This window comes from Xanthomonas sp. WHRI 6106 (genome assembly GCF_040202405.1).
Classification (GTDB): domain Bacteria; phylum Pseudomonadota; class Gammaproteobacteria; order Xanthomonadales; family Xanthomonadaceae; genus Xanthomonas; species Xanthomonas cannabis.
The window spans coordinates 26,364-53,022 of the sequence record NZ_JBEGFC010000014.1; the positions used below are offsets into that span (position 1 = coordinate 26,364).

15 protein-coding genes and 1 riboswitch are annotated in these 26,659 nt (G+C 66.5%); of the genes, 5 read left to right on the forward strand and 10 right to left on the reverse strand.

Annotation, left to right across the window (positions count from 1 at the left end; genetic code table 11):
• Positions 1-144: 144 nt before the first annotated feature.
• Entirely contained in the window at positions 145-921 is a 777-nt protein-coding gene (locus tag ABQZ09_RS17895; protein ID WP_349777537.1) for an IclR family transcriptional regulator, read from the forward strand.
• Positions 922-1,277: 356 nt separating this feature from the next.
• Positions 1,278-1,438, forward strand: a riboswitch (yybP-ykoY riboswitch).
• Between the two features lie 12 nt (positions 1,439-1,450).
• A complete protein-coding gene (locus ABQZ09_RS17900) occupies positions 1,451-2,035 on the forward strand; it encodes a manganese efflux pump MntP (protein WP_039414746.1) in 585 nt (194 codons plus the stop codon).
• A 179-nt stretch (positions 2,036-2,214) separates the two neighbouring features.
• Here the strand turns inward: ABQZ09_RS17900 and ABQZ09_RS17905 are convergent, their stop codons facing one another.
• The 3 genes from ABQZ09_RS17905 to ABQZ09_RS17915 all read right to left on the reverse strand — a co-directional run bounded on the left by ABQZ09_RS17905 (position 2,215) and on the right by ABQZ09_RS17915 (position 10,157).
• Positions 2,215-5,664: a NahK/ErcS family hybrid sensor histidine kinase/response regulator gene (locus ABQZ09_RS17905; RefSeq protein WP_349777538.1), complete on the reverse strand. Its 3,450-nt coding sequence runs from the start codon at positions 5,662-5,664 to the stop codon at positions 2,215-2,217.
• 708 nt (positions 5,665-6,372) lie between these two features.
• The gene (locus ABQZ09_RS17910; RefSeq protein ID WP_349777539.1) at positions 6,373-8,772 is read right to left on the reverse strand and encodes a GH36-type glycosyl hydrolase domain-containing protein; all 2,400 of its coding nucleotides are present in this window, start codon (positions 8,770-8,772) and stop codon (positions 6,373-6,375) included.
• Between the two features lie 2 nt (positions 8,773-8,774).
• A complete protein-coding gene (locus tag ABQZ09_RS17915; RefSeq protein ID WP_349777540.1) occupies positions 8,775-10,157 on the reverse strand; it encodes an MFS transporter in 1,383 nt (460 codons plus the stop codon).
• Between the two features lie 155 nt (positions 10,158-10,312).
• Here ABQZ09_RS17915 and ABQZ09_RS17920 point away from each other — a divergent pair, with 155 nt between their 5' ends.
• Together ABQZ09_RS17920 and ABQZ09_RS17925 are read left to right on the forward strand one after the other, a co-directional pair.
• Complete coding sequence (locus tag ABQZ09_RS17920) at positions 10,313-10,897, forward strand: gluconokinase (RefSeq protein WP_349777541.1); 585 nt, start codon at positions 10,313-10,315, stop codon at positions 10,895-10,897.
• Positions 10,898-11,549: 652 nt separating this feature from the next.
• A complete protein-coding gene (locus ABQZ09_RS17925) occupies positions 11,550-13,280 on the forward strand; it encodes an outer membrane protein assembly factor BamB family protein (RefSeq protein ID WP_349777542.1) in 1,731 nt (576 codons plus the stop codon).
• Positions 13,281-13,671: 391 nt separating this feature from the next.
• Here the strand turns inward: ABQZ09_RS17925 and ABQZ09_RS17930 are convergent, their stop codons facing one another.
• From ABQZ09_RS17930 to glyQ, 7 genes are all read right to left on the reverse strand, one after another.
• Positions 13,672-13,899 carry a hypothetical protein gene (locus ABQZ09_RS17930; protein WP_039412260.1) on the reverse strand — a complete coding sequence of 76 codons (228 nt, stop codon included), beginning with the start codon at positions 13,897-13,899 and terminating at the stop codon, positions 13,672-13,674.
• Positions 13,880-14,329, reverse strand: a complete 450-nt coding sequence (locus tag ABQZ09_RS17935) for a 3-dehydroquinate dehydratase (RefSeq protein ID WP_039412262.1) — start codon at positions 14,327-14,329, stop codon at positions 13,880-13,882. Before ABQZ09_RS17935 ends, ABQZ09_RS17930 begins: the two co-directional genes overlap by 20 nt.
• Before the next feature lie 9 nt (positions 14,330-14,338).
• Positions 14,339-14,767 (reverse strand): hypothetical protein, encoded by a 429-nt coding sequence (locus ABQZ09_RS17940; RefSeq protein WP_039412264.1) that lies wholly within the window; start codon positions 14,765-14,767, stop codon positions 14,339-14,341.
• A 290-nt stretch (positions 14,768-15,057) separates the two neighbouring features.
• Positions 15,058-18,912 (reverse strand): translocation/assembly module TamB domain-containing protein, encoded by a 3,855-nt coding sequence (locus ABQZ09_RS17945; RefSeq protein WP_349777543.1) that lies wholly within the window; start codon positions 18,910-18,912, stop codon positions 15,058-15,060.
• The gene (locus ABQZ09_RS17950) at positions 18,909-20,693 is read right to left on the reverse strand and encodes an autotransporter assembly complex protein TamA (RefSeq protein WP_139051253.1); all 1,785 of its coding nucleotides are present in this window, start codon (positions 20,691-20,693) and stop codon (positions 18,909-18,911) included. The genes ABQZ09_RS17945 and ABQZ09_RS17950 overlap by 4 nt, the downstream gene beginning before the upstream one ends.
• A gap of 346 nt (positions 20,694-21,039) precedes the next feature.
• Complete coding sequence (glyS, locus tag ABQZ09_RS17955) at positions 21,040-23,235, reverse strand: glycine--tRNA ligase subunit beta (protein WP_349777544.1); 2,196 nt, start codon at positions 23,233-23,235, stop codon at positions 21,040-21,042.
• 293 nt (positions 23,236-23,528) lie between these two features.
• Positions 23,529-24,437, reverse strand: a complete 909-nt coding sequence (gene glyQ, locus ABQZ09_RS17960) for a glycine--tRNA ligase subunit alpha (protein WP_039412270.1) — start codon at positions 24,435-24,437, stop codon at positions 23,529-23,531.
• An 89-nt stretch (positions 24,438-24,526) separates the two neighbouring features.
• Between glyQ and ABQZ09_RS17965 the strand changes: the two genes are divergently transcribed.
• Entirely contained in the window at positions 24,527-26,341 is a 1,815-nt protein-coding gene (locus ABQZ09_RS17965) for a GspE/PulE family protein (protein WP_228315037.1), read from the forward strand.
• Positions 26,342-26,659: the final 318 nt, after the last annotated feature.

Sequence of the window (26,659 nt, forward strand, 5' to 3'; positions counted from 1 at the left end):
TGCAATCCAGCGAGCGTACTGCGCACGCCAACGCCATGCAAATATAAAATCTTTGTTTATATTTGCACGCACAGCATCCCACTGACCCGTGCCCGCGATGCCTGTACCCTGGCGCGCCGCACCCTGCCCTGGAACCGCAAACGGATGAGCACCGAACCCGCCAAGTACCGCGCGCCGGCCCTGGACAAGGGCCTGGACATCCTGGAGCTGCTGGCGCGTGACGCGCGGCCGATGAGCATGGGGGCGATCTCGCAGGGTGTGGGGCGCTCGCGCGGGGAGATCTTCCGCATGCTGCAGGTGCTGGAAGAACGCGGCTACCTGATGCGCGACGCCGAGGGCGACTATGTGCTGACCAACCGGCTGTTCATGCTCGGCATGCAGCAGCCGCAGGTACAGAACGTCACCGAAGCCGCGCTGCCGGTGATGCGGCGCCTGGCCGATGCGATCTGCCAGCCCTGCCATCTGGTGGCGCCGTCGGGCGACCAGATCGTGGTGATCGCACAGATGGATGTGCCCAGCGACCTGGGCCTGGTGGTGCGCCCGGGACATCGTCGCCCGCTGGCCCACTCCACGTCCGGCCTGGTGCTGTTCGCGTTTCAGCAAGCCGATGTGCAGGCGCGCTGGCTGGAGGCGCTGGACGCCAGCGCGGTTGCCTACGACCGCGTGCAGTTCCTGAAGGACGCGCAGCAAACACGTCGCGATGGCTATGCGATGCATGCCAGCGAAGCGGTCGTCGGCGTGATCGACCTCACCGCCCCGATCCTGCAGCACGGCAGCGCCACCTACACGCTGACGGTGCCCTTCATCGAACGTCGCCCGGAGCTGGTCAACGCGCGCGCAGCGCTGCAAGCCCTGTGTACGGCAACCGCCGAGATTTCCGATGCGCTGATGTATCACCCGCCACGTGCATTGGGCGGGTGAATCGGGGCCAGAGCGGGCTTGGCGCTTGGGGCGATGTCGCACGTGCGCGATCACCGGCGATGGGGTGACCGACAAGACGGGGCAATGCCGCGTGGACCTGCGATGGCACTCGAACGACCGTGATTGCACGCACCTCAGCTGCGACTGCGGCAGATCGACGCGGCTGTCCGTTGCAGTGGCCTGGGCAGCGCCTCCGCGGTGCTCGACGCGGCTGTTCCGTGCAGTGGCGAGCAGCGTGATTTCCCGCAGGAAGCCAGCATAGCGGCCGCTACGATAGCCAAGGCTATAAAGATCAGACCGACCTTCGCGTGCGGGCAAAACGCCCGAAAGCGCATTTTGCGTTGTTACACTGCGCGCCCCTTGGGGAGTAGCCTGCTTTCGTCCATCGAAAGCGCCTGCATCAACATCCTCGGCCGTTGCGCCGTGGTGCAGGCAACCAGTGTGGTTTGGCGAGACCAACGACATGCGTGCCTGACGATGGTTGGCGCGGGCGCATGCCGTTGTGAACGTGCCCAACCCGAGCGTGTCGATGTCTCCCGTTTCCATTGTGTTGATCGGTTTTGCGATGTCCACCGATGCCTTTGCCGCCGCCATCGGCAAGGGCGCGGCGATGCGCAAGCCGCAGTGGCGTGATGCATTGCGCGCCGGCCTGGTCTTCGGCTGCATCGAAGCCATCACCCCGGTGATCGGCTGGCTGCTGGGCCGTGCCGCCTCCAGCCACCTGCAGGCCTTCGATCACTGGATCGCCTTCGGCCTGTTGGGCGCGTTGGGCGTGCACATGATCGTGGCCGGCCTGCGCAACGAACCGGACGATGCCGAAGACGCAGCCTCCCAGACGCCGAAGCGGCACGGCTTGCTGGCCTTGGCCACCACCGGCTTTGCCACCAGCATCGACGCGATGGCAGTCGGCGTCAGCCTGGCATTTCTCGACGTGCACATCGGCGTGGTGGCGGTGGTGGTGGGCCTGTGCACCTTCAGCATGGTCACCGCCGGCATCATGCTGGGGCGTGCACTGGGCGCCTTGATCGGCAAGCGCGCCGAGATCCTCGGCGGCGTGATCCTGGTGATCGTTGGCAGCGTGATCCTCTACGAGCACCTCAGCGGCGCGGCATAAGCGCAGGCAGTTGTCGTAGGAGCGCACCCGGGCGCGACGGGCATTACCGGGAAAGCCCCGTCGCGCCCAGGTGCGCTCCTACGATGCATGGCATGCGCTCCGCGCGATCGGCATCGTGGGATGTTTACTCGATGCCGACTGCATCGCCGCATGTCGCGGTGATGGCAGGGATGTACCCGTCAGCGCGTTTTCGCGTCGTGATACGCACTCAAAAACGCGCGCAGCGAGGCCGGTTTCACCGGCTTGGTCAGCAGGCGGTAGCCGCGTTCGCGCGCAAGCTGTTTGAGCTCGTCGCGGCCGTCGGCGGTGAGCAAGGCGCCGGCAATCGGCGCGGTTGCCGCGGCCTGCACGGCGTCGAGCGTGTCCAGGCCATCCAGGCGGTCGTGCAGGTGATAGTCCACCAGCATCAGGTCCGGTTGTTCGCGCGCACGCTCCAGCGCCTGATCGACGGTACTGGCGGTGATGACTTCCACCTGCCAGCGGCCAAGCAGCGCGCGCATGCCGTCGAGGATTTCGCGGTCGTTGTCCACGCACAGCACGCGCAAGCCGGCCAATGAATCGCCACTGGGCAACGCGCGCGTGGCCGGCACCGGCAACAGCGGCGCCACCGGAACCGCCGCCACGCGCGGCAGCAGGATCGAGAACATGCTGCCGCGGCCGACCTGGCTGCGTGCGCTCAAGTCGTGGTCGAGCAGGCGCGAGATGCGTTGGCAGATCGACAAGCCCAATCCCAGGCCCTGCTCGCCCCAATCGAACGGCTGCTGGTAGCGGCGGAACTCTTCGAAGATCTGCCGCATGTGATGTTCCGGAATGCCCGGGCCGGTGTCCCACACCTGCAGCTCCACCTGCTGCCCGCGCCCGCGCATGCCCAGCACGATGCGCCCCTGGCGCGTGTAACGCAGCGCGTTGGCCAGGAAATTCTGCATCACCCGGCGCAGCAGCCGGCGGTCGCTACGCACCCAGATCATGCGGCTGTGCACCTGCAGGCGCAGGCCACGGCTGGCGGCCACCGGTGCGTACTGCGCAGCCAGTTCGTGCATCAGTGCGCTGGCATCGAAATCCTCCACCGTTGGCCGCAGGCCACCGGCATCCAGCCGCGAGACATCGAGCAAACCATCGAGCAGTTCTTCGGCCGCACGCAGCGAGGCGTCCACGCGCTCGGCCAGATGGCGTTGTTCTTCGTTGTTCTGGTGGCTCTCGCGCAGCGCGGAGGCGAACAGGCGTGCGGCGTTGAGCGGCTGCAACACGTCGTGGCTGATGGCGGCCAGAAAGCGGGTCTTAGATTGCTGCGCCAGCTCGGCCTCGCGCGAGCGATCGGCCACGCGCTGTTCCAGGTTCTCGTTGGCGTCCAGCAGCGCGCGCTCGGCGCGCTTGTAGTCGGTGATGTCGTTGTAGCTGGTGACATAGCCGCCGCCGGGCAGCGCCTGGCCACGCATCTCGATCACCTTGCCGTCGCTGCGGGTGCGCTCGAACACATGCGGCGAGCCGGCACGCATGTGGCGGATACGGCGGTCGATCTGGTCTTCGATATCGCCCTCGCCCAGCTCGCCACGCTCGGCGTTGTAGCGGATCAGGTCGGCCACCGGGCGGCCGACGTACAGCATGCCGTCGGGGTACCCGAACAGCTGCTGGTAGCGCCGATTCCACGCGGTCAGGCGCATGTCCGGGTCGACCACGCTGACTGCGGCACTGATGTTTTCCAGCGTGGTGGACAGGATCTCGCGGTTGAAGCGCAGCTCCTGGCCGGCCTCGTCCAGCACCGCCACCACTTCACCCAGCTCCATGCCCGAACCGCGCAACAGGCTGGTCAGCACCAGCCGCGCGGACGCCGCACCGATGGAGGCTGCCAGCAGGCGCTCGGTGAACTGCACCCAGGCGCGGTCGGCCACCACGGTCGGCTGCAGCTCGCGCTCCAGCAACTGCGCCTGCTCCACGAACGCACGGCGCGCATGCCGCTCGCCCACCACGCGCTCGGCCAATGCCTGCAGGTCGCCCACCCGCACATGCCCCGGCCATTCGCCGGCCACCGCCGGACGCTGCGCATACGGGTCCAGGAAGGGCGCGGCACGCAGCCGCTCGTCCACCCCGGGGCGCCAACGCGCCGAGACCAGCATCATCGCACCGACGTTGATCAGCAACGACCAGAAGGTGCCGTGCGCCAGCGGGTCCCAGCCGCGCATGCCGAACAACTGCTGCGGCTGCAGCCACGCAATGCCGAATGGCCCGTCCACCAACCACTCCGGCTGCAACCAGCCCGCACGCGTGGCGGCCGGCAGCAGCAGCGTATAGATCCAGGTCATGAAGCCGAGCACCATGCCGGTTTCGACGCCCTTGCGGCTGGCGCCGCGCCAGTACAACCCGCCGATCACGCCCGGCGCAAACTGCGCCACCGCCGCAAACGCCATCAAGCCATACGCGGCCAGCGTGGTGTCGTTGGCCACGCTGCGGTGATAGCCATAGGCGACCAGCGCCAGCAGCAAAATGGCGACGCGGCGGATCCACAGCACGCGCGAGGCCACTGCCGCACGCGCGTTGGCGCTGACGCGGCGGCGCAGCAGCACCGGCATCACCAGATCGTTGCTGACCATGGTGGCCAGGGCGATGCTGGCCACGATCACCATGCCGGTGGCGGCCGAAAAACCACCGACGTAGGCCACCAACGCCAGCACCGTATTGCCCTGGCTCAGCGGCAGCGCCAGCACCACCGCATCGTCCACCACCGCACTGCCCTTGCCGAACAGCGCGATGCCGGCCGAGGCGATCGGCACCACCATCGCCGAGATGATCACCAGGTACGCACCGAACAACCAGCGCGCGCGGCGGATATCGCCGACATCGCTGCATTCGACCACCGCCACGTGGAACTGCCGCGGCAGGCAGATCACCGCCAGAAAGCTCAGCAGCGTCTGCGAAATGAACCCCACCGATGGCGTGTGCTCGAACAGGGTGCGCGCCGAATCGGCGATATGCAGCTGGTGGTCGCTCAACCACAGCCAGGCAAACAGGCCCACCGCCACGATGGCGATCAGCTTGATCACCGACTCCAGCGCGATGGCCAGCATCATGCCGTGATGGTGCTCGGTGGCATCCACCTGGCGGGTGCCGAACAAGGTGGCGAACAAGGCCATCAACAGCGCCACATACAACGCCGGGTCGGCGAAGATGCCGCGCCCGGCGCTGCTATGCCCGGTCAGCACCTCCAGACTCATTGCCACCGCTTTGTACTGCAGCGCCAGGTACGGCACGATGCCGACCAGCGCGATCACCGCCACCAACGCCGCCAGCCGCCGCGAGCGGCCATAGCGCGAGGAAATGAAATCGGCGATGGACACGGTGTTTTCGGCGCGTGCGATCAGCGCCAGCCGCTCGATGATGCGCCAGCCGAACAGCAGCAAGAGCAACGGCCCCAGATAGATCGGCAGATAACCGATGCCGTTGCGCACCGCCGAGCCGACTGCGCCGTAGAAGGTCCACGACGAGCAGTACACCGCCAGTGCCAGGCTATAGACCGCAGGCCGCAGCCATGGCCGCTCCGGATACATCGGCCGGCGGTCGCCCCACCACGCCACGCCGAACAGCAACGCGGCGTAGCCCACGGAGACCAGCAGCAGGATCCAGCTTGATACCAAGGGGCGTTCCTAGGCGGCGCGATGCGAGCCTGGCAGTTTACGCAGTGGGATTGGGGATTGGGGATTGGGGAATCGTGCCGGACTGTTTGGTGGAGGGCGAAGCCCTACGGCCACCTCTGGCAGTTCCTGCCGTCTTGCAGGAGGCATGGCGCCGTAATGTAGGCGTTGCACGCCTGCGCGCTGCCGGGACGCCGCGCTTGAATCAGCCCCTGACCAGAGGCATCGGGCTGAAGGTCAGACGCCCCCCATCCGCCCTTCGGGCACCTTCCCCCGCAGGCGGGAGAAGGGAACGCGGTTGCGGTCTGCCATGCACTGGCTGTTGCATCTCCGGCCCACCAAGCTGGTCAGGGGCATCGGGCTGAAGGTCAGACGCCCCCCATCCGCCCTTCGGGCACCTTCCCCCGCAGGCGGGAGAAGGGACCGCAGTGCGGTGTGCCATGCAATCGCCTGTCGCATCTCCGGCCCACCAGGTCAGGCAGCCGGCAGGGGGGCGTCTGCCTCATGGCTGACCAGAGCGTGCACGGTCGGGCGACATGCACTGTTACGGCCGGGCGGCATGCACCGTTACGGTCGGCGAAGATGCATCGTTACGGTCGGGCGACGCTGCGCCGTTGTCGCGATCAGCCGATGATGCAGTGGCCACCCGGTGTTGGCCGCTCCCCTCTCCCGCCTGCGGGAGAGGGTGCCCGGAGGGCGGGTGAGGGGCGCTCAGCCCGGCAGCCGCACCTGCACCCGATACACCCGGCCGGCGGTCACCGCGTGCACGCGCTGGTCCGCGCTGACCACGCCATCCACCAGCACCTCCGTCGCCACGCGTCCGGCTTCGCGCTGCAGCTGCACCTCGAACTGCGCCCCCCGGAACTGGCGCGTGACCTGCGCCTGCGGCCAGTGCGACGGCAGCTGCGGACGGATCGCCAGCGCATCGCCCTCGCCGACCAACCCGAACAGACCTTCCAGCACGCAGCGATATACCCAGGCCACCGTGCCGGTGTTGAACAACTGGCTCGACCGCCCGGCGGTGCGCGGATACTGATGCCAGGCACCGCGGTAATAGTTGGGCAGCGACACCGGCAGATGGCCGCGCTGCAGCACGTCCTCGCGCGTCGGGCCCGGCAGCATCGCGCGCAGGATCTCCCACGCGCGGTCGGCCTCGCCGATCTGGTACAGGCTGTACAGATAAAACGCCACCGCGTGGTTGTAGACCGCGCCGTTCTCTGCCGCGCCCGGCCACTTCTGGGTCAGCCGCCCCACGTCGTCACGCATGTGCGTGTATGCCGGCGCCAGCATCACCGGACCATACGGGGTGTGCAGCTGCTCACGCACGGCCTCCAGCAGCGCCGCGCGTTGCTGTGCATCCGCAGTGCCGGCCAACAGCGCGAAACTCTGCGGATTGAGATAGATGCGTCCTTCCACGTCCTCGGCGATGCCGAAGCGCACACCATCGTCGGTGATGCCGCGTGCATACCAGTTGCCGTCCCACAGCTCGCGGTTCGCGTCGGCATTGACCGCGCCTACCGCCTGGCCAAACCTGTCCGCCTGCGCGCTGCGTCCGTGCGCAGCGCAGATGTCCGACCACAGCCGCAGCGCATACGCGGTGGCCACGGTCAGCCAGCCGGACACACCCTTGCCGCGCCAGCCGACCATGTTCATCGGGTCATTCCAGTCACCCTGGGCGATGAAGCTCAAGCCGCGTGCATCGCGTGCGTCCAACAGCCACTGCATCGCCGCATCCAGCCGCTCGGCCACGCTCAGCGCCTGGCCGTCCTGCGTGCGCACCACTGCCTCCAGCACGCTGGCATCATTGGTTTCGGCCAGATACGCGCTCAGGAAGATCGGCAACCACACGCAGTGGTCGGTATGCGGCACCTGGTTGATGTATTTGAGCTCGGCGCCTTCCACCAGCAGGATGCCGTCCGGCATCGCGCCGCTGGGTTCCTGCTGCGACAGCGCATGCAGCAGCGCCGCACGCGCGGTAGCCGGCTGCAGGTAGGCCATGCCCATATGGTCCTGCAGATAATTGCGCGTCTGCGGATCGGTGGTCAGGCGATTGACGTCGCCGTGGTAGAACACCTGCCGCGGCAACCAGTGGTTGACCAGGTTGTCCAGCGCCGCATCCGGCGTGGTGATCTGCACGCAGCCATGGCCGGCCTGCAGGTACTGCGCATACTCGCGCGCCGCTTGCGCAAAGCCTGCTTCCGACAGATAGCGCGCACGCAGCGCGGCGATTTCTGCATCGTCCTTGGCCGGCCCGAACGCAAAGCGGTACACGCTCGCCGCATCCGCTTCCAGATGCAGGCGGTATTGCAGCGCTGCCGCCGGGGTTTCGTAATGCGCCTCGCTGTTGCCCAGTTGTTCGGCCTGGATGGCGGAGGGCGCATGCAACCCGCCTTCGCCTTCGAACGCCAGTTGCTGCGCGTCCCAGGCCACCGGCGGTTGTTCGTGCAGCAGGAAGGTGCAGTCCTTGAAATCGCGCTGGCGAAAGTAGTCGTCCACCTTCTGGTACGGCGCCACGCTACGGCAGACGATGCCGCCCAGCGCCGGCTCGTAGCCGCCGGATTGATGCATCCACGACATGTAGCCCACCGGGAAATACACGTACAGGCTCAGCCTGCGCGCACGCCCGGAAGCGTTGTGTACGCGGCATTCCCACAGCTCCACCGCATCGTCGGTGGGCAGGGCCACGCATAGCTCCACCACGATGTCGTCGTGCTGCACGCGCCAGCGCACATCGTGCTTGCCGGCGGAGAATTCGAATGCCTGCGGCTGCGCGCGCACCGGCTCGTGCGGCACCGAATACAACGCGCCAGTGTCTTCATCCTTGAGATAGAAAAAGCGCCCGGGATGGTGCGCGTAATACGGCTGCTCCGGCATCATGAAGTTGCGCGCCTCCAGCACCGGCGCATGCGCGTACTTGGACGGCTCCGGCTGCATGAACTGGCCGGTGGCATAACCGCGACAGGTGAGCTGCAACATCATGCGGCGGTTCCACAGGAACCCGCCGGCATTGGGCATGGCCGTGGGGCTGTAGAGCGCGTAGCGCGCGCCGTCGGCGCTGGGCGCCAGCAAGGTGGACAGATCGTCGGACGCAGCAGTGGGCAGTGCAGACACGGTCAGGGGTGCTCCGGTTCGTCGCGCTTGCGCGCGGCCAGTTCGTGCTGGATGCGGCGCAGCAAGCCGTCATCCAGCGGATAGAAACGCATGGTCCAGGCCGCCATCAGCGCCACTGCGCCGGGGATGACCGTCAGCAGCAGCACGATGCCGGTCAGCGAGCCGGTGGACTGCGCGCTGTTGGCCACATAGCCCATGCCGGCCAGCACCCAGGCGATGCCGGCCGAGGCGAGCGCGCCGCCAAGCTTCTGCGAAAACGTGGCCGCCGCAAACGTCATCGCGGTGGCGCGCCGGCCGGTGCGCCATTCGGTGTAATCGGCGCTGTCGGCGTACATCGAAAACGCCAGCGGCGACTTCGGCCCCAGTGCCAGGCCGATCAGCATGTTCAACGCAAAGATGGCCCACACCGCATCGGCGGGCACGAAGAACATCGCACAGCTCAGCAGGCCGACCATCACCATCAGCCCGCACATCAGCTGGCGCTTGTCCCAGTGCCGGGTCAGCAGCGGCGTGATTGCCGCGCCGACGCCCAATGCCACCGAATAGCAGCCCAGGAACAAGCCGACCAGATCCGGGCGCTGCACGTAATATTTGAGGTAGTACACGCCCGCACCGCCGCGCATGGTGATGGTGATCATGATGATCAGCGACAGCACGAACAGCACGCACCACGGCTTGTTCTGCAACAGGTCGGCGATGTCGCGGCGTACCGGCGTGCGTTGCTGCGGCGGCGGCTGCACGCGTTCGCGCGTGGTCAGGGCCACGCCGACGAACAGCGCCACCGCAATGGCGCCATACAGCATCATCGTGCGCTGCCAGCCCAGCGCATCGTTGCCGCCGCCGAACCAGCGCACCAGGTCCATCGTGAAGTAATTGACCAGCGTGGTGCCCGCAAATGCGCCGATGAAGCGCAGGCTGATCAGACCGGTGCGCTGCTTGCTGTCGGCGGTGATCACGCCCGACAACGCCGAGTACGGAATGCTCACCACCGTGTAGGCCAGCATCATCACCAGGAAGGTGAGCGTGGCCCACACCATGCGCCCGTGTTGATCCAGCTCCGGGGTGGTGTAGGCAAGCACGCCGGTCGCTGCCATCGGCACCGCGCCCCACAACAGATACGGGCGGAACTTGCCCCAGCGGCTGCGGGTGCGGTCGGCGATGGCGCCCATGGCCGGGTCGGCGATCGCATCGGCGATCTTGGTCAACAAAATCATCGTGCCGACTGCGGCAGCCGGCAGGTGCATGGTGTCGGTGTAGAAGATCAGCAAAAACGCCGAGATGTTGGCCCAGTAAAGATTCAGGCCCAGATCGCCGGCGCCGTAGCCGAGCTTTTCGCGCCAGCGCAGGGGCGCCGATGCAGGAGACGTTGCGGGGGGTGACGTCATCGGCAGACCTTCATGCGTTGTACCCGGCCGGGCACGCCGTTACGCTGGGTGCCCGCTCACCTGGCAAGGAGCGCCGACGCTACACCACGCATCGGCTGCCGCCAACGTGAAATCCGCTCAAATGCCGAATCGATCCGGAGATATAACCTGACGTGATGGACACCGCCGTCCCCGCCACGCCCGCGTCCGCTTCGCCCCTGGCCATCGTCGTGATGGGCGTGTCGGGCAGCGGCAAGACCACCATCGCGCAGGCACTCGCCGCGCATTACGGCTACCGCTTTCTGGATGCCGACGACTACCACAGCGTTGCCGCACGCGCACAGATGGCCGCCGGCCAACCGCTCACCGATGCCATGCGCCTGCCCTGGGTGGAACTGCTAGCCGCCACCCTGCGCGACTGCGTGCATGCCGGCGAATCGGTGGTGCTGGCGTTCTCGGGTTTACGCGGTACGCACCGCCAATTGCTGCGCGGCAGCGGCATACCGATGCGCTTCGTGTTCCTGCATGCGGCCCCGCACGTGATTGCCGCACGCCTGAGCGCACGCGCCGGCCACTTCATGCCGCCCAGCCTGCTCGACAGCCAGCTGCAGACCCTGGAGCTGCCGCTGGACGAAGCGGACGTGGTGTCGGTGGATGTGGACGCCACGGTGGCGGAAGTGGTGCAGGATGCGATCACGCAGCTGGCGCTGATCGCTCCCACTGAGATGCACAACGCCGCGCCCTCGCCTCAAAACGCCTGACGCACCAGCTAACGCAGCCCGGCATCGTACGCCCGGGCGTCTCCTGCTCACATGGGAACAGGATGGCGCGCAGCACCGGATGAGGATGCGGGCCAAGCCCGTGGGTGCGGACGACACAGCGGCATCGCCCATTCCTTGACTCCTGAATATTCGGCGCGCGCCGACGGCGAGGGCTCCAAGGCACGTGTGACAACGGCGCGAAAGCAGTCTCATATCGTCAGAGAGGAGTGGGCATCAGAACGCGCAACGCGTGCAGTACTGCGTGGCAATGCCACCACCACCGCCACCAGAGATCGCCTCGCAGCGCGCAGCGATCGCGGCTTTACCGCCGGGTCGATCCACCGCACAAGGTGGCGCAACATTTCCTGGTTACTTTTTGCAAACCGCTGATTTGCATGGACATCCGGCGCTTTCTGGCTGAATCATTTTTTCTATCGTACTCAAGCAAAATAGTGATGAATCATCACCATTTGTGCGATTAACGCACGCATTGAACGCAAATTTTGCGAGCTGGTACGACCAGATCCAAGCAGACCCGACCACTCTCTGAATGCAGCGACCAGGCCGTGTTGCACGGTCGCCGCAATCGGCGATCTTCATCCAGCAGATCCGGGGGGATCCAGCGCTTCCTTCCATCAATGGACACGCCGTGATGACAAATCCCAATCGCCGTTTGCGCTTACGCAGTTTGACGCTCATCCCTTGCCTGCTCGCCAGCGCAGTGGCTTTCGCCCAATCTGGCGCCACAACCGCGCAGGCACCCGTGTCGTCGCTGGATACGCAGGCGTTCGCGCGCTCCGGCGAGGTCTGGCGCAGCTTCGGCAATGCGCTGCCCTTCGCCAGTCCCACCAGTTGGCCGATTGCCGGCGGTGGTTATTTGAACCAGCGCTTCGCGCCAGGCGAGTGGAAGATCAATCGCAGCACCGTACCCTCGCTCAAGCCGGCGTGGACCCTGACCACCACCGGCGACATCTCGGCAACGCCCAGCATCGAGGGCGGCACGCTGTATGTCCCCGACTGGGGCGGCACGCTGTACAGCGTCGATACCCAGACCGGCAAGCCGAACTGGCAGGCCAAGCTGTCCGACTACACCGGCAAGAGCACGTCGCTGTCGCGGACCACGCCGGCCATTACCCCCAAGAGCATCATCCTGGGCGACATGGCTGGCGGCACCGTGCTGGCCCTGGACAAGAAGACCGGCAAGTTGCTGTGGAAGAGCGAGGTGGAAACCAATCCGCAGGCCCAGATCACCTCGTCCCCTGTGGTCTACGGAAACCGCGTGTACCTGGGCGTGTCGTCCAGGGACTACGAAAGTCTTGATCCGACCCATCGGTTCTCGTTCCGCGGCAGCGTCGTGGCACTGGACCTCGCTACCGGCAAGAAGGTGTGGCAGTTCTACAACGCTCCCGAGGGCTATACCGGTGCGTCGACATGGGGCCAGGTTGCCGTCGATCCCATCGCACGCCGCATCTACTTCGGCACTGGCAACAACTACAACATTCCTGCCAGCGTCGGGAACTGCGTGTCCAACGCACGTTCGTACCGTGGCAGCGAACTGACGGTGCAGGATGAACTCGACTGCATGGCGCCGGACAACTATGTCGACTCGGTGGTCTCGCTGAATCTGGACACCGGCAAGCTGGTCTGGGCCAACCGGAACCAGGGGTATGACGCCTGGAACCTGTCCTGCATCCTCGCTCCCACCAATGGCCTGTGCCCGAATACCCAGGCGACCAATCTGACCGGGCCCGACTACGATTTCGGTGGCGCAGGCATCAACCTGTTTTCCGTCCAGCGCGAGGGCAAGCTGCAGCAATTGGTCGGCGCCGGCCAGAAGAGCGGCATCTATTGGGCCTTCGACGCCAAGACCGGTGCCAAGGTGTGGTCCACGCAGGTCGGCCCCGGTGGCACCACCGGCGGCATCGAGTGGGGCGCGGCGTTCGACCCCTACAAATCGCGCGTGTATGTGGGGATCAACAACAATTTGAATACCCCCTACACGCTGGCGCCGGGCAATACCGTCAGCCATAACGGCGGCTCGTGGGCAGCGTTGGATGCGGCCACCGGCCGGATCCTGTGGCAGGTCAAGACGCCGGGCATCAACCCGGTCAACCCGGCCGTGCCGGCAGGTGCCCAGGGACCGATCAGCGTCTCACCCAACCTGCTGTTTGCCGGCTCGATGGCAGGCAACATGGTGGCCCTGGACAGCGACACCGGCGCCACGCTGTGGAACTACAAGGCCACCGGCTCGGTGATGAGCGCACCATCGATCGTGGACGGTGCGCTGTACTGGGGCTCCGGCTATGCACGCAACAACTTCGGCGTCGCAGCCACGGCCAACCAGTTGATCAAGTTCGTGCCGGACGCCCCCGCAGGCAAGTAGGGGTCAACGTGGATGCTCTGCGCGACCTGACGCGCAGCATGGCATGACAACGGCGCCACCTTCGGGTGGCGTCGTTGTGTCTGCAGTTGTCGTGATCCTCGCGCTCGATGCGCAGGAGCATGCTGCATGTCTTGCTACTCGGGCATGGCCATAGCGAGGGACATTCGAGCTCCCATCCGGTGCAGTTGGCCACAGCGCAGCGGCACTATCTTTGAATCGCTGCTGCTGTGTGGGCGCTCATTCCTCCAGGCGATGCGATGCGCACACCCTGCATACCGATCGGCCAAGGCAGCGCCACGCGGCTTTGATCCGCACCCAACCCAGGTCACGTGTGGGTGCCTGCCAAAGCATCGGCGCAGCGTCCGGCCGCGCTGTTGTAGCGGCAGGGCCGCTACAGCCGGGTCACCTGGCATAGCCGGATCTGCCCCGCCTCCAACCCATGCGCCTCGGCCGCCCGGCGGCGCAGCGCGCACACCAATCCCGCTGCATCCAGCTCGCCGTCGGCAGGCACGTCCACGCTGTGCGTCAATTGACCCCACACCACCGGCCGGCCATCGCAATAGCCTTCGTAGTCTGCAAAATAATGCAGCTGGCGCGGCTCAGGTCCCGACATGGACATCGCCCTGGATCTCCGTGCAGCCCAGATGCTCCAGCGCGATTTCCAGCCCTAGCAGATAACTCTGCGCGCAGTAGCCGCGCACGGTTGCAATGCAGGGCGCAAACCCCGGTGGCAGGCACCGCTCCGGCCGGTCCGCGCTGTCGTCGTGGGTCTCCACGAACGGATACGGCAATGCGCCCAGCACACGGTGCAGACGCGCACTGTCCACGCAACTGCCCGGATCGATCAACGCGATCTCCATCCGCGCCTGCCCCGCCACGCGCAGGGCATCCAGCAATTCCTGCTCCGACCCACAGGCCCGCAATGCCACGGTCTTGCCCGCATCGCCGGCGCATTGCACCAGCTGGCGAATGACGGCCCGCGGCAACGGCTGCGGCCCACGCACCAACGGCAGCGATGCCTCCGGCCCACGCACGATCATGATCGACATGGCGCCTCCTCAGGCAGCCACGCGCAACGGCGCGTGCAGCGATGGCAGACAGCGCGCAGCAATGCCGAGCGACATCGCATACGCACGCGGCGCATCGTGCGGCGTGATCACCACCGCCAGCGGCGCATGCTGCGCATGCAGCCACGGCTCCAGCTCCTGATCGGCATCGGTATGCAGCTCGATATACGGCGTGGGCAATGCATCCACGGCTGCCCGCAAGGCCCGCGCGCAACTGCGCTCGGACAAGGGCAGATCACCCGAATCCAGCAACACCAGCTCCACCTCGGCATCGCCACCGGCCGCATGCAACTCGGCAATTAAGCTATCCACATCGGCACACGCCAGCGTGCGCAACGCACGGCCAGCACACTCAGGCAATTGCATCGGCACCGATGGCGCCGGAATCGCCTGAGGACCTCGCAAAATCAGGATGCACATCGTATTTGGCTCAACGCACCACAGTGCGGGAGTAGCAAGGTAGGACCGATGGGCATAAAGGGGCCATTCGCGCGCTGGTGCGCCGGCATAAAAAGTGCGTAATGCCTGCGCGATGCCGGTGTGCCGCGCCCGACAATGCGGCTGAAGAGGTTGTAGATAAAACTGCAGCGCTCAACCTGGCGATGCCTCACGCATGGCCGAACATCCCTTGATATCTGCATGTGTCAGGTCTCGACCTGACACATGCGGCGCCACGCACACCATGTGATGCACTGATGTGCGATTGACTGTTACTTCTCCCGCCGCCAGTTCACCGAGCCCTTGGTCTCCACGGTGCTCGATTCGGCCTCGATATCGAAGCCGCGGCTGAGCAGGTATTTGAGCGTCAGCACTGAGCCGCTACCGACCATCGACACGCCATAGCCGACATAGAGTTTCGGCGAGAGATACTTGCCGAAGCCCACCACCGAGCCGACGGTGCTGGATTCGCTCACTCCCGCTTCGTCCAGACCGAGCTTGGCGCCGATCTGCGAGGCGATCAGGCTGCTACCAGCCGACAGGGCAGCCGAGGCGGCGCTGACCTGCTGGGTTTCGTCGCTGCTGGCGGTGGACAGGCCGCGGCCGAGCACCAGGTACGACAGCGCCTCCGATTGCGACATCGCCGGTTCCGACCACACATCCGCACGCGGCGATTCGGCACGTCCGCTGACGTCGATGCCGGCGGTGACATCGCCGATCTTGCGTTCGGCGCGCAGGCTCACGCGTGGGTCGGAGACGATGTTGTTGTTCCAGGTCAGCTGGCCGCGGCTGATGGTCAGGTCCTGGCCATAGGCCTTGTAGCGGCCACGCACATCCAGCCCGCCGTTGGCCGTCATTTCGCGCCCCGGGCGCGCGCGGATCTGCATCTGCCCGCTCAGCCCGCCCTTCAGGCCGAAGCCGCTCATGTTGACCTTGTCGCCGAGCACGATGGCCAGGTCCATATCCAGCGGCGAGGCCGGCGTTTCTTCCGGGTCCACCGGGTCCAGCACCACCACGTCTTCGGACACCGAGGTGCCACGATCCAGCCGCTCCAGGTCGATATCGGCTTCGGGCACGGTGACCTTGCCGCGCAGCTGCATGGTGTTGTCGGTGATGCCGAACTGCATGTCCGGATTGGCGATGATGCGCAACTCGCTGGTGTTGTAGGCCAGCACGTTTTCGCCGCGGATATTGAGCAGCAGCGGCGTGCTGGTGCCGAACCACGACAGCCCGCCATCGATGTTGAGCGTGCCCTCGCCGGACTTGGCCGAGGCGGTGATCTTGGCCGAGCCATCCGGCAGCGCGTCGAAGCGCCCCTTGCCTTCGCTCAGGGTCAGGCCCATCGAGGGGTACTCGGCGGTGAAATCGCTCAGCGTGGCGTCGCCGCCCAGCAGCGGTTTGTCGCGGGTGCCGCGCAGGCTCACATGGCCTTCGACCAGGCCCTTGGGCCGCACCACGTCAGCCACGACCAGCTCCAGCCAGTACAGCCGCGACATGTTGAGATACAGCTCGCCGTTAAGCGGTGCGTACGCATCCCAGCCGGTGTTGAACTTGGCATCCACAAAGCCCGCGCCCTGGAAGCCGATACCGAGCTTGGCCTGGATCTGCTGCTGGGTGAAATCGGCCTGCACGCTGAACTGGTCGTAGCGCAGCAACTCGCCGCGATTGGGATTGCCGGCCACCGCGGCGTAGCGGGTTTCGCCGAGGCGAATGCCGCCTTCCGGCGAGGCGATACGCAGGCTGCCTTCCCAGGCGTTGCCGCGCGGCTTGAAACTGCCGTCCAGCGACAGCTCGCCACGCAGATAGATCTGGCGGCCTTCCTGCTTGGGCAACCACGGTTGCACCAGCGCCAGCGGCAGTGCATCGCCATGCACCACCATGCCCTCACGTGGCCAGTTGGCGCTGGCACACAGCGCGCCGCCGGTGGCCGCGCCCAGGCAGGTATCGGCCAAGGTAAATGCGGCGCCATCGGTGCTGAACTGCGCCGGCTGGCGCAGCGCCCAGGCATCGCCCTTGGCGGGGGCGATCCGCAGCGTGGCGACCTGGCCCTGCCAACGCTCGCCATTGCGGCGCATATCGCCCTGTAAGGCGACGCTGGCCATGCTGTTGGCAATGTCGGCATCCAGGCGCAAGGCTTCCACCGCACCGCGCGCCTGCACGCGCACGCTGTCCAGCACCACGCCCGCCTCGATGGCAGCGCCCTGCAAGGCCAGCTGCCCGTCGCTGCCGCGCCACGGCAGGCGGCCGCGCAGGCTGATGCTCTGCGCGCTATAGCTGCCCCAGCGCAAGCCATTGCCGGCGATGTCGGCGCTGATGTCCGGCGCATCGCGCTTGCCGCTGACCTGCAGCTGCCCGCGCACCACACCGGTGGCACCCGGCAGCACATCGTCCAGCTGCAAGGGCTGCAGCTGCGCGGCGATGTCGAGCTGGTCGCCCACCTTGCCCTTGGCGTTGATGCGGCTATTGCCCAGCGCCAGTTGCAACTCACCCTCGCCTTGTTCGCCACGCAGTGCGAACTTGCCATTGGCCGACAGCGCGCGTTGACGCAGCTGGCCGGTCAGGCTGGGGATCTCTGCAGTGGCCTCGAAGCCCGGCGAGACACCGCCGGCCGGTGCCGGCAGCTGGCGGCCCTTGGAGGCGACTTTGCCAGAGAGATTGCCGTTCCAGCCCGGCGCGAAATAGCCCGGATCGAACTTGGCCAGCTGCGCGGTGACGTCCCACTGCAGCTCCGGCGTCCAGCCCACCTCGCCGGTAAGATCCAGCGAACCGCCCGGCGTTTTCGCCTGCACCTGCTTGAGCTGCGCGCGTTGATCGTTGCCGCGGCTATCGAACACCAGCGCGGCCTGCTGGCCGTCGCGTTGCAGCGTGGCGCGGCCGATCGCCGCCCAGGCCTTCAAGGTGCCGGCAATGCCCAGGCGCGCCTCTTGCAACTCCACCGGCACCAGCGGTGCATCCGGGGTGGCCGGGTCCGGCGTCGGGGTGAAGCGCAGGCCGCTGGCGTTGACGGCAAAGCGGAAACTCGGATTCTGGGTATCGCGGAAATCGGCGGTGCCGCGCAGCTGGGTGCGACCTTCGAAGGTGTCGATCACCAGCGGTTCGACGGTCAGTACCTGATCGGCCAGGCTGATATGCGACGGCTGCAGGGTGGCGCTCAACTCGCCCTGTGTGATGCTGCCCTGCAGGTCGGCCTTGCCGCCCTTGCCGGAGGCGGCCAGGTTCACTGCGATCGGCGTGGCCGGCGCGCTGGGCGCGCCATCGGCAGCCGGAATCAACAGCGAGGTGTCCAGCGCCTCGGTGACCGCCTTGAACGCCCAGGTCGGGTCGTCGCGGCCGGTGAACACCAGGCTGGCCTGCAGCGGTGCCGGCGCGCGGCCGGCGATGGCCACTTCCATCTTGTCCAGATCGCCGCGTGCGACCAGCCCCAGGCTGGCCGGCGTACGCCCGCGCGCGGCCGGCAGCACTGCGGTAGCGGTGAGATCGGCGTGGTAATCGTCGTTGGGAAGGTAGTCGCCATGCAGGCGGAAGTCGCCCATGTCGGTGTCGACCACCAGATCGCGCGTGCGCAGTTCGCCGGTGGCCACTTCCAGGCCGCCCTGCACGGTGTGCAGCACGATCATCGGCTGCCGCAGTTGGGTGATGCGCAGGTTCTGCACATCGATCTTGTCGGCCTGGATCGCCAGCGGCACGTTGATCTGCGGCAGCGACTCCGGCCAACTGGGCAAGGTGAACGGCTCGTCGCTCTTGCCGAGGTTCAAGGTGGCATTGCTCACCTGCACGGCATCCAGTTGCAGCTTGCGCCCCAGTAGCGGCCGCAGATCCGGCTCCAGGTACACGCGCTCGGCGGTGAAGTGGATGTCCTGGTACTTGAAATCGACGTTGCGCAAGGTCAACGGGCCCGCTACCGGGCCTTCGACGGTGCCGTAGGTAAAGCTGGCGCCCACCGGCAGGCGCGCCACCACCTGGGCCAGCAACACATCGCGCCCGGCCACGGTCTGCAGCAACCAATAGATCGCGATCAAGGCCAGCAGCACCAGCCCGAGCACGGTCAGGCCGGAGCCCACCCAGAAGCGGCGCCGGCGGTAGAAGCGCGCGCGGCGCGGCGCGGAGGGCGGCGTGGGTGTACTCACAGGTTGGCACCGATATCGATATACAGCTGGAACTGCGAGTCGGGGTCGTTCAGGCCGTGCGCGATATCCACGCGCACCGGCCCCACCGGCGAGCGCCAGCGCAGGCCGAAGCCGATACCGGTATGCCAGTCGGGCGTGTTGTCGAACGCGCTGCCGCTGTCGACGAACACCGCCCCGCCCCACGGCCCGCCCTTGAGGTAATGCTCGTACTCGGCACTGGCGGTGACCGCATTCTTGGCACCCAGTGCGAATTCGTCCGGCTTGGGCGTGCGCGGGCCGACTTCGCGGAATGCATAGCCGCGGATGCTGTTGGCGCCACCGGCGAAGAAGCGCAGGCTCGGCGGCATGGCGACCAGGTCGCTGGTCCAGGTGGTGCCGCCTTCGCCGCGCAGGATCACCCGCCCGTTGTCGCCGGCGCCCAGGAACCAGCGCAGCTGCCCATACAGCTGGCCGAAGTTGGTGTCCGAGCCCGCCCCCTCGGCGCCGCCACGGATGAACATCTGCGCCGACACGCCACTGCGCGGAAACAGGCGGTCGTCGACATTGACGTAGTTGGCCTGCAACTGCGGATAGATCAGGGTGGAGGTTTCGTATACCGCCCCTTCGAAGTCGTTGCCGCTGCTGAAGCGCCAGCGCTCGCGCAAGGCGTTGATGGACGCGATCGCGCTCCAGCGCTCGTTGATCTGGCCACTGCGGCTGCCGGTGAGCTTGACATTGCGCAGGTCGATGTACTCGGTCTGCTCGTCATACAACCGCGCCGAGGCGGTGTACCAGCCGTCGAGCCAGCGGAACGCGGGGACCCGGTAGCTGGTGGTCAGGCTCTTGCGGTTCTGCGCGTAGTCCAGCTGCGTATCCATCTTGTGGCCGCGCGAATTGACATAGCGCCGCTCCACCCCGCCGCGCACACCGGCGCCGCTCTCGCTGCCGTAGCTCAGGCCGGAGGTGTAGATGGTGCGCTTGGCGCGGGTGAGCTTGACGTCCACCGGCACGCGGCCATCGGCATCGGCCTCTTCGGGCTTGGGCTGGATGTCGATGCTGCTGAAGTAATCCAGCTTGGTCAGCGACTCGCGCAGCCGGTCCAGCTTGCCCTCGTGGTAGTAGCTGCCCTCGTCCCAGTACACCAGCGGGTCGAACAGCCCGTCGCGGAAGTAGTCGTAGTCGAAACGCACCTTGCCCATGTCGTAGCGGCGGCCGCTGTCCCAGTTCAGATCGATGTCGGCAGCGTGTTCGGCGCGCGTCACCGCCACCCGGCGCTGGGTGAAATCGGCATCGAAATAGCCACGCTCGGCCAGGCGCCGGGTGATGCGCACCTTGCTGGCCTCATATTGCGGATGACTGAAAACCTGGCCTTCGCGCGGTTCGAACTGCTTGAGATCTTGCCCCAGGTAGCGGTCCTGCTCGGCCCAGCCGGTGATGGAGATATGCGAGGTGCGCACCCGCACCGGCTCGCCGCGGTCCACCGTGATCACCACCGTGACCCGGTCGCCGTTGCGCGGCGCCGCCAGCTCGATGGTCGGCGAGTAGTAGCCGAACGGCTCCAGCGCCTCGCGCGTCTGTCGCTCGGCCTGGGCCAGCAGATATTCCAATCGCGACTCGCCCTGCTCCTTGCCCACGGCCTCATACAGAGACAGGGAGACCTCGATGTTCTCGATCATCTCGGCATCGTCGCCGTCGTCCAACCCCTTGATCTCGATCTTGTCGATGGTTGCCCGCGCCAGGGCCGGTCCAGCCAGGACGCACAGCAGCAGAAGAACGGGTCGAACCCGGAAGATGAATCGCATCGGCGCAGGATACCGGCAGGACCGCGAAGGTCTGTTAATGGGACGTCTAGGGGTCGAGAGTGCCATGTCGTCTGTCACGTGCGCATGCACACGCCTGCACAGGAGGCTCGCCGGATGAGAGGACAGCGCCGTAGGCTTTCCCGGGAATCGGCGGAGATAGCACCCGCGTACCGTCAGCCCGCACATGGCGCAGTGATGTGGCGTTGTCCCTTCTCCGCGGGTGAAGCGTCTGTGCCACGGGGTCGCACTACGGCAGCAACGCTGCAGCGCACCACTGATGATCGGTCAGGCGCTGTCGTCCCCAGCCGGCGCGTGACGGCAGCGGCACCGTCACGCGCATTGCCCGTCAGCTGGACAAGTGCTCGATGGCGGCCACGCTGCCGAGACGGTCGCCGAGCTTCTTGAGCAGGGCCAGGCGGTTGGCGCGCAGCTGCGGGTCTTCGGCATTGACCATCACGCCGTCGAAGAAGGCGTCCACCTGCGGGCGCAGGCGGGCCAGGCGGGCGAGCACGGCGACGTAGTCGTGGCGATGCAGCGCGTCGCCGGTGTCGCCTATCGCCGCTTCCACGGCTTCGGCCAGGGCTTCTTCGGCCGGTTCACGTAGCAGGCTGGTGTCGATGTCGCCGGGAATCTCGCCCTCGATCTTGCGCAGGATGTTGCGAATGCGCTTGTTGGCGGCGGCCAGGGCTTCGGCTTCGGGCAAGGTGGCGAAGATGCCGATGGCATCGATGCGGCGGTCGAAGTCGTAGAGGGAGCCGTGGGTCGCGCCCAGGTGCGCTCCCACGCTGGCCGGTGCAGGAGCGCCCTCGGGCGCGACCGAGAACAAGCCAGCGACTGCATTGAAATGCGTTGCGGGCACGCCTTTGTCCGCGTAGTAGCCGCGTAGGCGGTCGAGGATGAAGTCGAAGATTTCCCCCGCAAGCTGCGCGTGCTGCGTCGAGTCGATGTCAGCAATCGTTGCTTCGTTCGACAGCGTCGCTTTCTTGATCAGGCGATCCCATGGCAACAATTTGGAAGCAGTCACCAAAGTGGCCTTCAGATCCAACTCAAACCCGCTCTCAATCACCGTCCGCGCCAACCCCAACGCATTACGCCGCAGCGCAAACGGGTCCTTGTTGCCGGTCGGCTTCAGACCCGCCGCAAACCCACCGGCCAAGGTATCCAGACGCTCGGCGATTGCCAGCACTTTTCCCAATGGCGACAGTGCGATGTCATCGCCGGCAAAACGCGGCTGGTAGGCCTCGTCGATAGCCAGCGAAATCTCGCTGGGCTCACCAGCGGCCTTGGCGTAATGGCGGCCGGCGATGCCCTGCAATTCCGGAAACTCGTTGACCATGCGCGACTGCAGGTCGTTCTTGGCCAACGATGCAGCGCGGCGCGCCTGCACCGGATCGGCGCCCACTTGCGGCGCGATCGCCTCGGCCAGCGCCGCCACACGCGCGACCTTGTCGGCCACGCTGCCGAGCTTGGCCTGATACGTGACAGTGGCCAGGCCTGCGCCCATCGCTTCGAGGCCCTGCTTGAGGTCTTCGTCGAAGAAGAACTTGGCGTCGGCAAAGCGCGGGCGGATCACGCGCTCGTAGCCCTTGGCCACTTCGGCCACGTCCCTGGATTCGATATTGGCGATGCCGATGAACTGCTCGGTCAACTTGCCACCGTCATCCAGCACCGGGAAGAACTTCTGGTTGATCTCCATGGTCTCGATCAGCGCTTCCTGCGGCACCGCCAGGAAGTCACGCTCGAAACTGCACAGCACCGCCGACGGCCATTCGACCAGGTTGACCACCTGCTCCAGGTTGTCGTCGCTGATGCGCGCACTGCCACCGGCCTTCCTGGCGGCTGCTTCCACCTCTTCAACGATGCGGGAGCGGCGCGCGTCGGCGTCCACCAGCACATGCGCCGCACGTAGCGCGTCGATGTAGTCGCCCGGCGCGGCCAACGACACCGCGCCTTCATGCATGAAGCGGTGCCCACGCGTCACGCGATCGCCGCGCACACCCAGCAATTCGGCCGGAATCACCGCATTACCGAACAACAGCACCAGCCACTGCACCGGCCGCGCGAAGGCGTAGTCGTGCGCGCCCCAGCGCATCGGCTTGGGGATCGGCATGGCAGCGATGGCTTCGCGCAGGATGTCAGGCAACAGGTCGGCAGTGCGCGCGCCCGGCGTCACTGCGCGATGCACGAAACGCTCGCCCTTGGCATCGCTGGTGCGCTCCAGCGCGGTCCAGTCGATGCCGGCTTTTGCCGCAAATCCGGCCAGCGCCTTGGTCGGTTGGCCTTCGGCATCCAGCGCGATAGTGAGATACGGCCCAAGCACTTCGGAGCGCTGCTCCGGCTGCTCAGTGGCAACCCCCGGCAGCAGCACCGCCAGCCGGCGCGGCGTGGACAGCGGCTTCGCATCGCCACAGGTGACCGCAACGCCGCGCTTTTCCAGCCCGGCCAGCACACCGTCGAAGAAAGCCTGCGCCAGGCCCGGCAGCGCCTTGACCGGCAGCTCTTCGGTGCCCAGTTCGATCAGCAGGGGAAGTTGTTCGCTCATGTCAGGTGGACCTTTACGTGTTCCCTTCTCCCGTCGGGAGAAGGTGCCCCGAAGGGGCGGATGAGGTTACGGGCGAAGCTCTGTGGAGTTTGGGTGCATGAGGGCTACGCCCCGTACCCTCACCCCAACCCCTCTCCCGCAGGAGAGGGGCTTATTGCTTCCTTCTCCCCTTGGGAGAAGGTGCCCCGCAGGGGCGGATGAGGGTACGGGCGAAGCCTTGGGAGTTTGAGTGCATGAGGGCTGCGCCCCGTACCCTCACCCCAACCCCTCTCCCGGTGGGAGAGGGGCTCTCGTTACTTCTTCACCCCGGGGAACCCCAGCTTCTCGCGCTGCGCGTAATACGCCTGCGCCACGCCTTGCGCCAGCGCGCGCACGCGCAGGATGTAGCGCTGGCGCTCGGTGACGCTGATCGCGCGGCGTGCATCCAGCAGGTTGAACGCGTGGCTGGCCTTGGTCACCTGCTCATACGCCGGCAACGGCAGGCCGACCTCGACCAGGTGCCTGGCCTCGGCTTCGCAGGCATCGAAACGGTGAAACAGCTCGGCCACATTGGCGTGCTCGAAGTTGTAGGTGCTCTGCTCCACCTCGTTCTGGTGATACACATCGCCATACGTCACCGCCGCGCCGTCCGGGCCGTAGGTCCACACCAGGTCGTAGACGTTGTCGCAGCTCTGCAGATACATGCACAGCCGTTCCAGCCCGTAGGTGATCTCGCCCAGCACCGGCTTGCACTCCAGCCCGCCAGCCTGCTGGAAGTAGGTGAACTGGGTCACCTCCATACCGTTGAGCCAGACTTCCCAGCCCAGGCCCCAGGCACCGAGCGTGGGCGATTCCCAGTTGTCTTCGACAAAGCGCAGGTCGTGCACCAGCGGGTCGATGCCCAGCGCCTTGAGCGAGCCCAGGTACAGGTCCTGGATGTTGTCCGGGTTGGGCTTCATCGCCACCTGGTACTGGTAATAGCGCTGCAGGCGGTTGGGATTCTCGCCGTAGCGGCCATCGGTGGGACGGCGCGAAGGCTGCACATACGCCGCATTCCACGGCTCCGGTCCCAGCGCGCGCAGGAACGTGGCCGGGTGGAACGTGCCCGCGCCCACTTCCAGGTCCAACGGCTGGATCAGCACGCAGCCCTGGTCGGCCCAGTACTGGTTGAGGGTCTGGATCAGGCCTTGGAACGTGATTGGAACGCGGGGGGAATCGGACATGCAGCAAGGGCCGTGCGAAAGGGGTGCGCTAGTATACCGGCCCACCCGCAGCGCTTCGCCGCGGGCGATCGCGGCAGGGGACAACCAGCATGGAACAGCGGCGTACCGCCGATCCGGATAACGCAGTGGCACTGCTGCCGCGCGGCCGGCTGATGTTCGACTCGGTGGCCGCCGCGTTGCTGGCCGATGGCATGGTGGTGCCGCACGAACACGAGCGCGTGCAGTTCTCCGCGGCCGGCGCGCGCAACGCCAGCGACGTGCATCCGCTGGTGCTGCTGGCTAATCTGAAGTTGCATGCCGCGCAGCCACCGGCCGGTGAACTCGGGCTGGAACGGCTGACCGAATGGCTGGCCACCCGCACCGGCCTGCGTTACCTGCGTATCGACCCCACCCGCATCGATGTGGCCGCCGTCACTGGCGTGGTCTCGCACGCGTATGCGCGCCGCCACCGCATCCTGCCGCTGGCGCTGGATGCCGAACGGGTGCTGATCGCCACCAGCGAGCCGCTGGCGCTGGAATGGCTGGCCGACGTGCAGCACTTGAGCCGGCGCCGTATCGAGCTGGCGCTGATCAACCCGCTGGACCTGCATCGCTACACGATGGAGTTCTTCGGCGTGACCCAGTCGGTGCGCGGCGCGCGCGGCGATGCGCGCAGCACCGAGTCCAATGCGGGCCTGCCCAGCTTCGAGCAGCTGGTGGAACTGGGCCGCGCGGGCGACGTCAATGCCGACGATCACCACATCGTGCATATCGTCGACTGGCTGCTGCAATACGCCTACGAGCAGCGGGCCAGCGACATCCACCTGGAGCCGCGCCGCGAGGCCGGGCGCATGCGCTTCCGCATCGACGGGGTGCTGCACAAGGTGCTGGAAGTGCCGCCCTCGGTGATGACTGCGGTGGTCAGCCGCATCAAGGTGCTCGGCCGCATGGACCTGGCAGAGCGCCGCCGCCCGCAGGACGGCCGCATCAAGACCCGCTCGCCGGGCGGGCGCGAGGTGGAAATGCGGTTGTCGACGATGCCCACCGCGTTCGGCGAAAAATGCGTGATGCGTATCTTCGACCCGGATTCGGCATTCAAGAGCATCGAGCAGCTCGGCTTCAGCCCCGAAGAGGCCGCCGGCTGGAGCGCGCTGGTGGAACGGCCGCACGGCATCGTGCTGGTCACCGGCCCCACCGGTTCGGGCAAGACCACCACGCTGTATTCCACGCTCAAGCGCCTGGCCACGCCGGACGTGAACGTGTGCAGCGTGGAAGACCCGATCGAAATGATCGCGCCGGAATTCAACCAGATGCAGGTGCAGCAGAACATCGACCTGGATTTCGCCAGCGGCGTGCGCACGCTGCTGCGCCAGGACCCGGACATCATCATGATCGGCGAAATCCGCGACCTGGAAACCGCGCAGATGGCGGTGCAGGCTTCGCTGACCGGGCATCTGGTGCTGTCCACGCTGCACACCAACGATGCCGCCTCGGCGATCACGCGCCTGCTGGACCTGGGCGTACCGCACTACCTGGTGGCCTCCACGCTCAACGGCGTGCTCGCGCAGCGGCTGGTGCGCACCCTGTGCGTGCACTGCAAGCGCCCGCACACGCTCAGCGACGCCGACTGGGCGGCGATTCGCGAGCCGGGCGAAGCGCTGCCGGAACCACTCAACGTGCACGCACCGGTCGGCTGCCTGGAATGCCGCCGCACCGGCTATCTGGGCCGGGTGGGCCTGTACGAACTGTTGCCGGTCACTCCCCGCCTGCGCACCCTGATCCGCCCGGACACCGAATTGGCCAGCTTCAGCCACGCCGCCCGCGGCGAAGGCCTGCGTACGCTGCGGCGCACCGGGCTGGAAAAGGTCGCCGCCGGGCTGACCACGGTGGAAGAAGTGCTGTCGGTATTGCCGCCCCGGGAGTAGCCAAGCCACTTTGGCCGAGGGAGCGGCGAGGACCCCGCACCAGACAGTTGGACAGCGGTTTTATAGAAGCTGGGCATGGTGCGAAGACGGTGCGGCTTCGCGTTTGGGTGCTGCAAGCTGGCCGCGCCCAGTGATATAGCCAGCGAACGTCGCCTGTCGCATGTCGCCTGCACTGACACACCGACCATCTCCACCGTCCTTGCCCGCCCACCGTCGCGGGACCGTTGGCGGCATGGATGCCGCCACCGAGCTACATGGACGTACTTGCAGCGTGTCCCGCGATGGTGGGCGGGCAAGGGCCCTGCAGCAAAGGCGCAG